This window comes from Burkholderia cenocepacia, assembly GCF_900446215.1.
Taxonomy (GTDB): domain Bacteria; phylum Pseudomonadota; class Gammaproteobacteria; order Burkholderiales; family Burkholderiaceae; genus Burkholderia; species Burkholderia cenocepacia.
On the sequence record NZ_UAQZ01000017.1, the window covers coordinates 99,535 to 113,799 of the forward strand.

Below are 14,265 nucleotides of genomic sequence, written 5' to 3' on the forward strand. Positions count from 1 at the left end.
GATGTCACTTGCAGGCAAGAAGATCACCGTCCACGACATGTCGCTGCGCGACGGGATGCACCCGAAGCGCCACCAGATCACGCTCGACCAGATGCGCGACATCGCGCGCGGGCTCGACGCGGCCGGCGTGCCGCTGATCGAGGTCACGCACGGCGACGGCCTCGGCGGCGCGTCGGTCAACTACGGGTTTCCCGCGCACACCGACGAGGCGTACCTGAGCGCCGTGATTCCGGAGCTGAAACAGGCCCGGGTGTCCGCGCTGCTGCTGCCCGGCATCGGCACCGTCGAGCACCTGCGCATGGCGCACGCACTCGGCGTCGGCACGATCCGCGTCGCGACGCACTGCACCGAGGCCGACGTGTCCGAGCAGCATATCGGCCTCGCACGCACGCTCGGGCTCGACACGGTCGGCTTCCTGATGATGGCGCACATGTCGTCGCCGGCACAGCTCGTCGTACAGGCGAAGCTGATGGAGTCGTACGGCGCGAACTGCATCTACATCACCGATTCGGCCGGCCACATGCTGCCCGACGACGTGACCGCGCGAATCGGCCAGGTGCGCGACGCGCTGAAGCCGGAGACGGAGCTCGGCTTCCACGGCCACCACAACCTCGCGATGGGCGTCGCAAATTCGGTCGCGGCGGTCGCCGCCGGCGCGAACCGGATCGACGCGGCGGCGGCCGGCCTCGGCGCCGGCGCGGGCAACACGCCGATGGAAGTGTTCGTCGCGGTGTGCGACCGGATGGGGATCGAAACGGGCGTCGACGTATTCGCGATTTCCGACGTCGCCGAGGATCTCGTCGTGCCGATCATGGATGCGCCGATCCGTCTCGACCGCGACGCGCTGACGCTCGGCTATGCGGGCGTCTACTCGTCGTTCCTGCTGTTCGCGAAGCGTGCGGAAGCGAAGTACGGGATTCCGGCGCGCGACATCCTCGTCGAGCTGGGCCGTCAGCGGCTCGTCGGCGGGCAGGAAGACATGATCGAGGATGCGGCGCTGACGATGGTGCGGGCGCGGGAGGTGGCGGCGTAGGCGGACGAGGTCGTGCACGGCCGACCAACGGAAACGGGGCGCAAGCCCCGTTCGTCGTTGGATGCACGGGCATGTCGATTGCGCGCGCCCGGGGCACCCGCCTGCTGACAGCACGCTGTCAGCAGGCGGGCCCTAAGCTCGAACGTCCGACACCCGAGGAGCATCGCCCGTGGCCCATACCGGAGAACTGGCCGCACTGGCCGAGCGCGCCGTCAAACGGCGCGGTGTCACCCTGCTGACCCTGTGCCTCGCCGTACTCGTCGCGCAGGTCGACACGGCCGTCGTCAATCTCGCGACGCGCGCCATCGGCGCCTATTTCCACGCCGGTGTCGGTGCATTGCAATGGGTCGTCGACAGCTACAACCTCACGTACGCGGTGCTGCTGCTGACCGGCGGCCTGCTCGCCGACCTGTACGGCCGGCGCCGCATCTTCATGGCCGGCACGGCCGTTTTCACGCTTGCGTCGCTGCTGTGCGCGCTCGCGCCATCGGTATCGGTGCTGATCGCCGCACGTGCGCTGGCCGGCGTCGGCGCGGCGTTGTTGCTGCCGGCGTCGCTTGCGATCGTGCGCGTCGTGTGGCGCGATCCGGTCGCGCGCGGCCGCGCGCTCGGCATCTGGGCCGCGTGCAACGGCGTCGCGATGGCGCTCGGCCCGACGCTCGGCGGCGTGCTGATCCGGCACTTCGGCTGGCGCAGCATCTTTTTCGTCGTCGTGCCGCTGAGCGTCGCCGCGATGCTGCTCGCGATTCCGGCCGTGCCCGAATCGTCCGATCCGCACGGCCGTCATTTCGACGGTGCGGCGCAAGTCGCGGGCGCACTCGCGCTCGGCGCGCTCGCGTATGCGGCGATCGTGTTCCGCGACGCACCGGTCGCCTGCACGATCGCCGGCTGCATCGCGGTCGCGTCGTTCGCCGCGTTCGTGGCGATCGAGCGCCGCCACGGCGAATCCGCGCTGGTGCCGCTGGACCTCTTCCGGATCAGCGCATTTCGCGGCGCGATCGCCGCGACCACCGGCATGACGTTCGGAATGTACGGCGTGCTGTTCCTGCTGCCGCTGACGTGGCAAAGCGTCGGCCGCCTCGATTCGACCGGCGCGGGGCTCGCGCTGCTGCCGATGGCGCTCGTGTTCGTCGTCGTGTCGCCCTGGTCGGGGCCGTTGTCGGAGCGTATCGGCACGCGTGCGACGACGGCCGGCGGTGTCGCGGTGATCGCGAGCGGGCTCGCCGCGATCGGCGCATCGGCCGAGTCAGCGAGCCTGCTCGGCGCCGAAATCGGGCTGGCGTTGACGGGGCTCGGGATGGGGATCGCGACGGGCCCGCTGATGACCGTCGCGGTCGGTGCGGTCGACGCGGCCCGTTCGGGCACCGCCAGCGCGCTCGTCAACGTCGCGCGAATGACCGGCGCGACGCTCGGCATCGCGGTGCTCGGCACGGCGTTCGCAGCCGCGCATGGCGGCGCGGCCGGCCTGCGCGTCGCGATGCTCGCCGGCGCGGCGGTTCAACTGACGGGCGCGGCGGTATCGGCGGTCAGCGTGCAGCGGGCGGCATGACGCGACACATGCGCACCCGCCGTTCGCTCAATGGTGCTTCCCGCCATGTTTGCGCGCCCGGTGCTCGGCGCGCTTGCGCAGCAGCACCGGCATCAGTTCCTCGATGTTACTGGCGCGCCTGCCCGCGCGTGACGATCTCGCTGAAGCGCTGATGCGCGTGATCCTGGCCAACCAGCGCCGCATGCGCTTTCCTCAGGATGTGCAGATAGGCGATCAGGCTCGTGCCATCGCGCACGGGCAGCGCATCGCGCGGGTCCGGCGTCGGGGCGGTACTCATGCTCGGATCCTTTGCGGACAATCGGTCCGGCAGGTTGTCGTGACGAGCCCGCACCGAAGGGATTGAAAGCCGCGTGCGGGCCGCGAATTGCCGACGAGTGTACGACCGCGCCGGCCCGCGCGTAAAGCCGCCGGCGAACGACGTCGCAACGGGTGCGTTCAGTCGCCGGCCGGTGCGGACGACGATGCGTTTCGCCCGGCTCGTGCGGTTCGGAACGGGGAGACTTGCTGCAGGACGCGGCCGCCTGAGCGTGGTACACGCACGGCGCCGGCAAAGGCGGGAGAAGCCGCCGCGGCGCGATGGCGCCGCGGCGACCGGCGAACGGCACACCGTGCGCCGTTCAGCCGGTTCGTCCGGCCGTGCGGCCGGACGGGTGTCGATCGGTGCGCGCTGCTGCGCACCGATGGTGGCCGCTTAGCGGCGCGGCTGCCCGCTTCGCGGCGGACGCGGCGAATTCGCGTCCTTGTGCCGGAAGTTGATGCGGCCCTTGGTGAGGTCGTACACCGACAGTTCGAGCGTCACGCGATCGCCCGCGAGAATGCGGATGTGGTTCTTGCGCATGCGGCCCGACGCGTATGCGCCGACCACGACGCCGTTTTCCAGCGTGACACGGTATTTGCTGTCCGGCAGCACTTCGTCGACGATTCCGTCCAGTTCCAGCAGTTCTTCTTTTGCCAAACCAATTCCTCCAGACAAGGTGATTGACCGCGGCCGGCGACTGCCCGGCGCCGATTCCCGCAAACGGGACGGCGGCCGGCAGGCTGCCGGGATCGGTTCGTTCAGACGGGCCTCGGGCCTGTCTTGCGATCGGAGCCCGGCGCGTTGCGACGTTCGGGCGGTCGGTGGCTGCGGCGCCAGCAGCGCCGCGCAAGTCGGGACCGCGCCAGCTACGGCATGGCGGCGGTCTGCTCGGGTTGATGCGTTGAAGCGGTGATGCGCTCGCAAAACGGCTTGCGCTTCGCGAGGGCGTTGCGTCGCATGCGGTTCAGGCATGCGATGAGGGAGGCGTCACGACCGATGCATCGTGAATGTCGCGATGCATCGGTCGTGCGCATCGGAACGCACAGGCCGCCGTCAGGCAGCGCCCCGCGCGATACTCCATCCGGCATCGGCCGCCGATCGGCGACCGCTGCCGATGCGGCTTACTGCGGCGTGATGTTCGACGCTTGCAGACCCTTCGGGCCACGCTTCACTTCGAAGCTGACCTTCTGGCCTTCGGCCAGGGTCTTGAAGCCCGTGCCGCGAATTTCCGAGAAATGGGCGAACAGATCGTCGCCGCCGTTGTCCGGGGAAATGAAACCAAAGCCCTTGGTTTCGTTGAACCACTTGACGGTACCGGTATCCACAAATACTTCCTTAATACAAATGACGAATGGTGAACATGCGCCCGCGACGGGCACAGAAAGAATCAAAGAGGGAGAGACCAACGACTGCCGCACGGTGTGCGGCCAATGATGAGCAATCGAACTTCTTGACGACTTCGGTCTCGGACACTACGCGGTAGCGGCCGTTTCGTCAAGTTCTTTTGGTGCGGCGCACAAGCGCAGGCGCCCGGCGCGCCTTCTGCGGCGGGTGTTGCCGGCCGATCGACGCGCTTTCGATGCGCCCCTCTTTTCCGGCCGGCCTGCCCCTTTCTTACTGCGGCTCGAACACGTGATGCAGCGCCGGCGGCGCGTCGCCTTCGCGAATGCGCATCTCGAACGCCTTGCGCGCGACGCTCGCGGGCCGCACGTCGGCCACGTCCAGGTAGAACTGCGAATACCAGTCGCGCATCTGGTACAGCGGGCCGTCGCCTTCGCACAGCAGCGGGTTGTCGATCCGCGTCTTGCTGTGCCAGATGTCCACGTCCTCGTAGAACGCGCGCTGCGCTTCCTTCACGTACGCATTCGCGATCTCCATGTTCTGCTCGTCGGACAGTCCGGCCACCTTCTTCACGATCACGCCGTACCGCAGCTCGAAGCTGTTCATGTCGATCGGCACGTGGCAGTTCAGCAGCACCGAATGGATCGGCTGCCCGTTGCTCTGCCCCGTCATCTGCGTGATGTGCACGGCCGGCCCGAAATAGGTCGACAGCGCGGTCAGGCTGTCGCCGCCGAGCTTCTCGCTGCGGCCGACCAACAACTGCGTCGCCTTGTGGTGCTCGAACAGGTTCGCGAAATAGTCGATCGGCGCACGGTGCACGGTCGCGAAGTGCGCGACGTCCGAGATGTTGTCGACCAGCTCGCGGCAATTCGCGTGGATCACCATCTTGTCGATGACCCAGCCCGACCATTCGTCCGAGAAACACACGTCGAGGCGCGGAATCGCGACCTCGGCCGGCGGCGCATGGCCTTCCGGGTCGTTCCACACGAACAGCAGGTTGTTTTCCTCGCAGGTCGGCCACGCGCCGATGCGCGCCTTCGGCGGAATCCGCTTGCAGTACGGAATCGACGCGCACTGCCCTTCGCCGTTCCACGCCCAGCCGTGGAACGGGCACACGAGGGTGTCGCCCTGGACCGTGCCGAGGCTCAGGTCGGCGCCCATGTGCGGGCAATAGGCGTCGACGACGTTGACCTTGCCGGTCGAATCGGCGAACGCGGCGAGCTTGCGGCCGAAGATGTTCAGCGTATGCGGCTTGCCGTCCTGGTAGTCGCGGGCGAGGCCGAGGCAGTGCCAGCCGCGCGCATAGCGCTGCGCGAGCGGCTGGGCTTCGATCTTGTAAGGGCGTGCGGACATGTGGGTTGACTCCTCTTGTGGAGAGCGCGCGGCGGCCCGCCGCGCGCGGGGAAAATCGGCGCGCCGTTCAGCGCACCGGGTTGCCGTGTTCGAGTGCGGGCGCCGGCTGCGGCGGCGCGGGGGTCGCCGGCGACGGCTGCTGCTTCGGCAGGCGGCGCTCGGCACGCTCGACGCCGAGCCACGCGGCGAGCGCGGGCAGCAGGAACACCGCGCCGAACAGGTTCACGAGGAACATGAACGCGAGCAGCACGCCCATGTCGACCTGGAACTTCAGCGCGGAGAACGCCCACGTGCCGACGCCGATGAACATCGTGACGGCCGTGAACAGCGCCGCCGTGCCGCGCTGGCGCATCGCATCGGCGAACGCGTCCGGCAGCGTCGCGCCGTGGCGGAGGTCGTGCTGCAGGCGCTCGTACAGGTAGATCCCGTAGTCGACGCCGACGCCCACGCCGAGCGTGATCACCGGCAGCGTCGCGACCTTCAGCCCGATGCCGAGCCGCGCCATCACCGCGTTGCACAGGATCGACACGAGCGTGAGCGGCACGATGATGCACAGCACCGCGCGCCACGAGCGGAACGTGAGCGCGCAGAGCAGCGCGATCGCGCCGAAGATCGACAGCAGCATCGCGATCTCCGCGTCGCCGACCGCCTCGTTGGTCGCGGCCATCACGCCGACGTTGCCGCCCGCGAGCCGGAACGCGACGTTCGGCGTCGGATTCTCGGCCGCGAAGCGCTTGATCTCGTCGACGATGTGCGCGATGGTCGTGCCTTCGTGGTTCTTCGTGTAGATCAGGACCTGGATCGCCTTGCAGTTCGCGGTGTTCATCCCGTTGTCGGGATCGAACGCGTTGGCGCCCTGCGTGAGTCCGTCGCTGGAACGCGGCAGCGCGGCCCAGCGCGGGTTGCCTTCGTTGAACGCGGCGATGAACACCTTGCCCTGCGACGCCACGCTCGTCACCGACTGCACGCCGGCCACGCCGCGCATGTTCATCTCGAAGCGTTCGATCGCGCTCATCACCGGGTAATGCAGGCATGCGTCGTCGAAGCCGGTCGTCTCGACGATCACCGACAGTACGTCCACGCCGATGTTGTACTGGTGCGTGATCGCCGCGTTGTCGACGTTGTAGCGCGAGTTCGCGCGCAGCTCCGGCGCGCCGGTGCCGATGTCGCCGATCTCCAGCCGGCGCGATTCGAGCGTGCCGTACGCGAGCAGCGCGAGCGCCACCGCGAACACGCCGAGCGCCGGCGCCGGCCGCGCGAACACCGCGAAGCGCGACCACATCCGGCTGCCGCCGGCCGCCGCGGTGCGCTGCGCGCGCGCCAGCGTGCCGGGCTCGAGCCGCGTGTACGACAGCAGGATCGGCAGGAACACCTTGTTGGTCACGATCATCAGCAGCACGCCGAGGCATGCAGTGATGCCGAGCTCACGCACGATGTCGATCCTGATCCGCATGATCACCATGAAGCCGAGCGCGTTGGTCAGCAGCGCGACGGTGCCCGGCACGAACAGCTTGCGGAACGCGTCGCGCGCGGCATCGACCGACGACGCGCCGCGCACCAGCGCCTGCTTCCACGCGTTGGTCATCTGCACCGCGTGCGACACGCCGATCGAGAAGATCAGGAACGGCACGAGGATCGACATCGGGTCGATGCCGAGCCCGAGCAGCGGCAGCGCGCCGAGCAGCCAGACGACCGGCAGCAGCGCGACGACGAGCGCCAGCGCGGTGGTCTTCAGCGAACGCGTATACGCGAACAGCAGCGCGGCCGTGACGAGGAACGCGAGCGCGAAGAACGCCATCACGCCGGCGATCCCGGCTTCGACGTCGCCCACCAGCTTCGCGAAGCCGATGATGTTCACGTCGATGCCCCGTTTCGCGTACTTCGCGCGAATCTCCTCCAGCTGGTGCGCGACCGCGCTGTAGTCGAGCCGCTTGCCGGTCGCGGGATCGGTCTCGCGCAGTTCCGCGCGGATCAGCGCCGACTTCAGGTCGTTGCCGACCAGCCGGCCGATCTGCCCCGAGCGCGCGACGTTGCGGCGCACCTTCGCGAGATCGTCCGGGTTCGCGCTCGAGAACTGGCCGGGCACCACCACGTCGCCGCGAAAACCGGCCTCGGTCACCTCGGTGTAGTGGACGTTCGGCGTGAACAGCGAGAACACGCGCGAACGGTTCACGCCGGGGATGAAGAACACGTCGTCGGTCGCGTGGCGCAGCGCGTCCATGAAGGTCTGGTTGTAGATGTCGCCGTCACCCTTCCAGCGCAGGCTCACGAGGATCGTGTTCGCGCCGGGGAACGCCCCCGCGTAGCGTTCGAACACCTGCATGTACGGGTGCTGCATCGGGATCATCTTGTTGAAGCCCGGATCGAGCTTCAGCCGCGTCGCGGACAGCCCGAGCGCGAGCGTCACCGCGACGCACAGCAGCATCAGCAGCCGGCGCCGGCGGATGATCGTGTTGGCGCAGCGCTCGACGAACGTGGCGAGGCGCGACGCGGAAACGGCTTCAGGGGGACGTGACAGGTCGTTCATGGAATTCTCGTGTCGGGACGGACGGGCGATGCGAAACGAACGGATACGGGCGAAAAACGGCGGCTGCATCGATCGCGGCCGCCGGGCCGCGCGTCAGGACGGCGACACGGCGAGCGGCGCGACGCCGGATTCGCCGCCGAGCAGCAGCGCGCCATGCCCCATGTCGAGCACGGCCGCGAGGCTCTGCACGCCGCCGAGCTTGCGTACGTCGAAAGTCAGCCCGCCGTCTTTCGACACGACGATCGCGCCGCCCTGGCCGACCAGCACGAGTTCGCCATCCGCGAGCTGCGTCGCGCCGAAATACGACACCGGCACGTGGCTGTCGACGTGCGTCCAGCTCGCGCCGTGATCGGTGCTGCGCACCACGTTGCCGCGCATCCCGTATGCGACCCAGTCGCCGTTCGCGAGCATCAGCGCGCCGAACAGCGAACCCGCGTACGGCGACGGCGGCTTGTCCCACGTGACGCCGTTGTCGGCCGAGCGCAGCAGCGTGCCGCTCTCGCCCGCGACCAGCAGGTTGCCGCGGCCGTCACCGACGATCGCGTTCAGGTGGCGGTCGCCGGCCGGCGTCTTCACCGTCCGCCAGTTGACACCCGCATCGTCCGAGCGCAGCAGCTGGCCGAAGCTGCCGGCCGCGAACAGCGGGCTGTCGGCGGTACCCCAGATCGACAGCAGCGGATCGGAATGGTCGTGGTCGATGTGCACCTCGCGCCAGTGCATGCCCGCGTCGTCGCTGCGCACGATCCGCCCGTCGTGGCCGACCGCGATCCCGAGCGTCGGCGTGATGAAGCGCACCTGCGTGAGCGTCGATGCCGGGTCGTGCGCGATCGCCGCCGGCCGCCAGTGCGCACCCGCGTCGTCGCTCAGCAGGATCACGCCGCGCTCGCCGACCGCGACGATGCGCGTCGTGCCGGCACGGGCGAGCCCGTTGATCTGCAATCGGTCGGCATGGATCGCGGTGACCGGGAACGCCGGCAGCGGGCGCGGCGAGAATGCGAACAGCGCGGCGCCGAGCACGAGCGCCGATATCGCGAGTCCGGGCAAGGTTCGTTTCATGCTTGTCTCCTGTGTCTGCGATCGACGGCGGCAGGCGCCGAAGCGCCGGCCACCGTCGGCCGCCAGTCTCCGGGCCGTCGGTCGTTGCCGCGGCCTCGAAGGGTCCTGAATGGATGGCCGCTCGTGCGGCGCGGCTCGTCCGCGTGCCGCTACCGGACGTTATGCGCCGACGTCGAACAGCGCGGCCGCCCCCATCCCGCCGCCGATGCACATCGTCACGACCGCGTGCCGCACGCCGCGCCGCGCGCCTTCGAGCAACGCGTGCATCGTCATCCGCGTGCCCGACATCCCGAACGGATGGCCGAGCGCGATCGCGCCGCCGTCCACGTTCAACCGGTCGTCCGGGATGCCGAGCGTGTCGCGGCAGTACAGCGCCTGGCACGCGAATGCCTCGTTCAGCTCCCACAACCCGACGTCGGCCACGGTCATCCCGAAGCGCGCCAGCAGCTTCGGAATCGCGAACACCGGGCCGATACCCATCTCGTCCGGCGCGCAGCCTGCCACCGCGAGGGCGCGGAACGCGCCGAGCGGTGTCAGCCCGCGACGCGTCGCCTCGGCGCGCGACATCACGACCACGGCCGCCGCGCCGTCCGACAGCTGCGATGCGTTGCCCGCGGTCACGAACTCGCCCTGCTCGACGAGCTTGCCGCCGCTCCACGACGGCTTCAGCCCCGCGAGCCGCTCGGCCGTCGTGTCGGCGCGCACGCCCTCGTCGCGCGCCGCGCGCACCGCTTCGTGGCCGGCCGGATTGCCTTCCTCGTCGAACAGCGCGCGCCGCACGTCGAGCGGCGCGATTTCCGCGTCGAAGCGGCCGGCTGCCTGCGCGCCGGCGGTGCGCTGGTGGCTCTGCAGCGCGAATGCGTCCTGCGCCGCGCGCGAAATGCCGTAGCGGCGCGACACGATCTCGGCCGTTTCCATCATCGCGATGTACGCGTCGGGCTGGTGCTCGAGCACGGCCTGCGAACGCGCGCGATACGCGTTCTTGTGCTTGTTCTGCGTGAGCGAGATCGACTCGACGCCGCCCGCGACGACGATCCGCGCATCGCCCGCGCCGATGCTGCGCGCCGCGCTCGCGATCGACATCAGGCCCGACGAGCACATGCGGTCGATCGCCATCCCCGGCACCGACGCCGGCAGCCCGGCCGCCGCGGCCGACAGGCGGCCGATGTTGTAGCCCTGCGTGCCCTGCTGCGCGGCGCAGCCGATCAGCACGTCGTCGACGTCGGCCGGCGCGACGCCCGCGCGTTCGAGCGCGGCGCGCACGACGTGGCCGCCCAGCGCGGGCGCCTCGGTGTCGTTGAACATGCCGCGAAACGCCTTGCCGATCGGCGTGCGTGCGACGGAAACGATGACTGCGTCTTCCATGTGCTGGCTCTCTGAATCGGAAACTAGAAGTAATAGCGGCTGATCGTGTCGGCCACGCAGCCGGGCCTGGCCTCGCCGTCGATCTCGACGGTCACGCGAATCCATGCCTGCACGCCACCGTCGAGCGGCTCGACGCGCAGCAGCTCGCCGACGCCGCGCACGCGTGCGCCGACCTTCACCGGCGCGGGAAAACGGATCCTGTCGCAGCCGTAGTTGACGCCGAGCCGCGCGCCGTCGATGCGCACGATCTGCGGCAGGAAATGATTGACGAGCGCCAGCGTCAGGTAGCCGTGCGCGATGCACGCGCCGAACGGGCCGTCCTTCGCGCGCACCGGATCGACGTGCACCCACTGGTGATCGCCCGTCGCATCGGCGAAGCCGTCGATGCGGAACTGGTCGATCGCGAGCCACGCGCTCGCGCCGAGCGTGTCGCCGACGGCGGCCGCGAGTTCGCCGGGATGCGCGAACACGCGCGGCGTCGCGCGGACGGAGTCGAGGGTCGTATCCATCATGCGTGCTGGCTGCTGACCGACAGCACTTCGCCCGTCATGTACGACGCGTAATCGCTTGCCAGGAACACCATCACGTTCGCAACCTCCCAGACTTCGGCGGCGCGCCCGAAGGCTTCGCGCGACGCCAGTTGATTCAGCAAATCGGCCGGAGCCGACTTCTTCAGAAAATCGTGCATCGCGATGCTCGGCGCGACCGCGTTGATGCGCACGCCGTACGGCGACGCCTCGAGCGCCGCGCAGCGCGTGAGCGCCATCACGCCCGCCTTCGCCGCCGCGTAGTGCGCCTGTTCCGCCTGCGCACGCCAGCCGAGCACCGATGCGTTGTTGACGATCGCGCCGCGGCCGCGGGCCTGCATGTGCGGCAGCATCGCGCGCGTCATCCGGAACGTCCCGGTGAGGCTAATGTCGATCACGCGCGACCATTCGGCATCGTCCATATCGACGATGCGGGTCGATCCGCCGAGCCCGGCGTTGTTGATCAGCACGTCGACGCCGTCGAGCCTGTCCTGCGCTTCGGCGACCAGCGCCTGCACGTCGGCCTCGACCGCGACGTTGCACAGGCGGCCATGGACCTGCTGCAGCCCGGTTTCCGCGCGCAGCGTCTCGACGGCCTGTGCGAGGCGCTTGTCGTGGATATCCGAAATGAACAGCGCGCGGCAGCCTTCCTCCGCGCAGCGGCGCGCGGCCGCGAAGCCGATGCCGGCGCCCGCGGCAGCCGTGATCAACACCGATTTGCCGGCGAGCAACTGATGGCCGGGAACGTATGCCGGCGCTTTCTGGATCTGGGGTTCGGTCATGCTGTGCCTCGTGGTTCTCTTGGCATGCCGAGCCCGCGCTCGGCCATGATGTTGAGCTGGATTTCGTTGGTGCCCGCGTAGATCGTGTCCGCGCGGGAGAACAGGAATACGCGCTGCAGATGGGTGAGCTTGTCGTCGGCCGGATCGAGCACGTTCGCGCGCGGGCCGAGTGCGTCCATCGCGAGCTGGCCGAGATCGCGGTGCCAGTTCGACCAGAAGTACTTGTAGATGAGCGCCTCGCGCCGCAGCGACGCACCCGAGCCGCCGTCGGCATCGTCCGCGCCGGACAGCATCCGCAGCGCGTTGTAGCGCATCACGCGCAGCCCGGCCCACGCGCGGCCGATCCGCTGGCGCAGCACGGGGTCGCGGTCCGCGCCCGATTCGCGCGCCGCGTCGATCACCCATTCGAGTTCGCGGACGAACTGCATCTGCTGGCCGAGCGTCGACATCCCGCGCTCGAAGCCGAGCAGCGTCATCGCGATCCGCCAGCCGTCGCCGGCCGCGCCGACCAGATCGCGTGCGTCGGCCCGCGCGCCGTCGAAGAACACCTCGTTGAATTCCGCGCCGCCGTTGAGCTGCCTGATCGGCCGGATCTCGATGCCCGGCTGGTCGAGCGGCATCAGCAGGAACGACAGCCCCTTGTTGCCCGTCGACGCGGGATCGGTGCGGGCGAGCACGAAGATCCAGTCGGAATCGTGCGCGAGCGACGTCCATACCTTCTGGCCGTGCACGCGCCACGCGCCGTCCGCGTCCTGCTCGGCGCGCGTGCGCACGTTGGCGAGGTCCGAACCCGCGCCGGGCTCCGAGTAGCCCTGGCACCAGAACTGCGTGCCGGCCAGGATGCCGGGCAGGAAACGGGCGCGCTGGTCGTCGGTGCCGCACGCGACGAGCGTCGGCCCAAGCAGCCCTTCGCCGATGTGGCCCATCCGTCCGGGGCCGCCGGCGCGCGCATATTCCTCGTGAAAGATCACCTGCTCGGCGACCGAGAAGCCGCGCCCGCCCTGGCGGGTCGGCCAGCCGAGGCCGGTCCAGCCGCCGTTGGCCAGTTCGCGCTCCCACGCCTTGCGCAACGCGGGCCACGCTTCCTCGTCGCCGGGACCGCCGCGATATTTCAGGCATGCGAATTCGCCGGTCAGGTGCGATTGCACCCAGTCCGCCACTTCGTGCCGCAATTGCCGTTCACGCGTTTCGCTGTTCATTGGAGGGCTCCTGCGCGCGCGGCCGATGCACGCGTGGCGATCGAAACCGGCGACGCTGCCCGGGCTTCGTCGCGCGGCGATGCGCCGCCGTCGATCGCACGGGATGCGATCCATTCGAGCAGGTGCGGCGTGCTGCCGAACTGAGCGCTCGACGCCTGTGCGCGCTTGAAATAGAGGTGCGGGTCGTATTCCCACGTGAAACCGACGCCGCCATGCAGCTGGATCGCTTCCTGCGCGCAGAACGCATACGCATCGTTCGCGGCGGCCTTCGCGGCCGCGATGTCGGCGCGCAACGCGGCGCCCGGCATCGCGCCGGTTTCGGCATCCCATGCGTGCGCGGCGCCGAGTACGGCCGAACGCGCCGCTTCGATCAGCACCATCATCTGCGCGCATCGATGCTTGACGGCCTGGAACGACGCGATCGCCCGGCCGAACTGCACGCGCTGGCTCGTGTAGTCGAGCGTCAGGTCGAGGCATTGCTGTGCGCCGCCGAGCTGTTCGGCGGCCAGCGCGAGCGCCGCGAACCAGGCGGTGCGTTCCATCGTCCGGGCCGCGGCGGCGCCGACGGCGAGCAGCGCGTCGCGGCTCACGCGCGTTTCGTCGAGGACGATGCGCGCGATCGGCCGCGTCGCATCGAGCGTGTCGAGCGGCGTGACGGTCAGGCCCGTTGCCGTTGCGACGTCGATCGCGAACAAACCGATCGACTGCCCTTCGTTCGCGATCCGGGCGGGAATCAGCAGCAGATCGGCGCGCACGCCGTCGATCACCTGCGCGATCTCGCCGGACAGCGCGTAGCCGCTCGCGGCCTCTTCCGCGACGACCTGCAACGACCACGAACCTGCGGGCATCTCGAATGGCAGCGCCAGCGTCGCGCTGCACGCGCCTTCGGCGATCTTTGCAAGCCAGCCGGTGGCGTCGGCCGCCTCGCGGCAGCCAGCCAGTGCGGTCGCCGCCAGGCACGCGGTCGAAAAATACGGCACGCACGCGACGCGCCGGCCGAGCTGCTCCATCAGCACCGTCTGCTCGACCGCGCCGAGCCCGAGCCCGCCCGCCGCTTCCGGCAGCGCAAGCGCGTTCCAGCCGAGCTCGCCCGCGAGCGCGGCCCACAGCGCATCGTCGCGGCCGGCCGATTGCTCGATCGCGCGGCGTACGTCGGCGGACGCGCTGCGTTCGGCGAGCACGTCGGCCGCCGCGTCGCGGATCATCGCCTGTTCGTCGGTGAGCGCCAGATCCAT

Annotated in this window: 13 protein-coding genes; 2 read left to right on the plus strand and 11 right to left on the minus strand. The window is 69.5% G+C overall.

Translation table 11 applies throughout. The features are described from left to right. Position 1: 1 nt before the first annotated feature. Together dmpG and DTA15_RS34970 are read left to right on the plus strand one after the other, a co-directional pair. The gene (dmpG, locus tag DTA15_RS34965) at positions 2-1,033 is read left to right on the plus strand and encodes a 4-hydroxy-2-oxovalerate aldolase (protein ID WP_006483010.1); all 1,032 of its coding nucleotides are present in this window, start codon (positions 2-4) and stop codon (positions 1,031-1,033) included. Positions 1,034-1,202: 169 nt separating this feature from the next. Beyond that, the gene (locus DTA15_RS34970; protein ID WP_006483018.1) at positions 1,203-2,582 is read left to right on the plus strand and encodes an MFS transporter; all 1,380 of its coding nucleotides are present in this window, start codon (positions 1,203-1,205) and stop codon (positions 2,580-2,582) included. A gap of 106 nt (positions 2,583-2,688) precedes the next feature. Here DTA15_RS34970 and DTA15_RS38805 read toward each other — a convergent pair whose 3' ends face one another. From DTA15_RS38805 to DTA15_RS35025, 11 genes are all read right to left on the minus strand, one after another. After that, positions 2,689-2,859 (minus strand): hypothetical protein, encoded by a 171-nt coding sequence (locus DTA15_RS38805; RefSeq protein WP_006483045.1) that lies wholly within the window; start codon positions 2,857-2,859, stop codon positions 2,689-2,691. A gap of 414 nt (positions 2,860-3,273) precedes the next feature. Further along, the gene (gene infA, locus DTA15_RS34980) at positions 3,274-3,537 is read right to left on the minus strand and encodes a translation initiation factor IF-1 (protein ID WP_006483034.1); all 264 of its coding nucleotides are present in this window, start codon (positions 3,535-3,537) and stop codon (positions 3,274-3,276) included. Positions 3,538-4,001: 464 nt separating this feature from the next. Then, positions 4,002-4,205 (minus strand): cold-shock protein, encoded by a 204-nt coding sequence (locus tag DTA15_RS34985; protein ID WP_006483056.1) that lies wholly within the window; start codon positions 4,203-4,205, stop codon positions 4,002-4,004. A 289-nt stretch (positions 4,206-4,494) separates the two neighbouring features. Further along, complete coding sequence (locus DTA15_RS34990; protein WP_006483025.1) at positions 4,495-5,574, minus strand: 3-ketosteroid-9-alpha-monooxygenase, oxygenase component; 1,080 nt, start codon at positions 5,572-5,574, stop codon at positions 4,495-4,497. Between the two features lie 67 nt (positions 5,575-5,641). Next, the gene (locus tag DTA15_RS34995) at positions 5,642-8,101 is read right to left on the minus strand and encodes an efflux RND transporter permease subunit (protein ID WP_012493353.1); all 2,460 of its coding nucleotides are present in this window, start codon (positions 8,099-8,101) and stop codon (positions 5,642-5,644) included. A 93-nt stretch (positions 8,102-8,194) separates the two neighbouring features. Further along, on the minus strand, positions 8,195-9,157 hold the full coding sequence (locus DTA15_RS35000; RefSeq protein WP_006482823.1) for a WD40/YVTN/BNR-like repeat-containing protein: 963 nt from the start codon (positions 9,155-9,157) through the stop codon (positions 8,195-8,197). A gap of 159 nt (positions 9,158-9,316) precedes the next feature. After that, complete coding sequence (locus DTA15_RS35005) at positions 9,317-10,522, minus strand: acetyl-CoA C-acyltransferase (protein WP_006493100.1); 1,206 nt, start codon at positions 10,520-10,522, stop codon at positions 9,317-9,319. A 23-nt stretch (positions 10,523-10,545) separates the two neighbouring features. After that, entirely contained in the window at positions 10,546-11,031 is a 486-nt protein-coding gene (locus tag DTA15_RS35010; RefSeq protein WP_006481528.1) for a MaoC family dehydratase, read from the minus strand. Continuing rightward, the gene (locus DTA15_RS35015; protein WP_006481546.1) at positions 11,031-11,831 is read right to left on the minus strand and encodes an SDR family oxidoreductase; all 801 of its coding nucleotides are present in this window, start codon (positions 11,829-11,831) and stop codon (positions 11,031-11,033) included. The genes DTA15_RS35010 and DTA15_RS35015 overlap by 1 nt, the downstream gene beginning before the upstream one ends. Continuing rightward, entirely contained in the window at positions 11,828-13,030 is a 1,203-nt protein-coding gene (locus DTA15_RS35020) for an acyl-CoA dehydrogenase family protein (protein WP_006481541.1), read from the minus strand. The genes DTA15_RS35015 and DTA15_RS35020 overlap by 4 nt, the downstream gene beginning before the upstream one ends. After that, complete coding sequence (locus DTA15_RS35025) at positions 13,027-14,265, minus strand: acyl-CoA dehydrogenase family protein (protein ID WP_006481543.1); 1,239 nt, start codon at positions 14,263-14,265, stop codon at positions 13,027-13,029. The genes DTA15_RS35020 and DTA15_RS35025 overlap by 4 nt, the downstream gene beginning before the upstream one ends.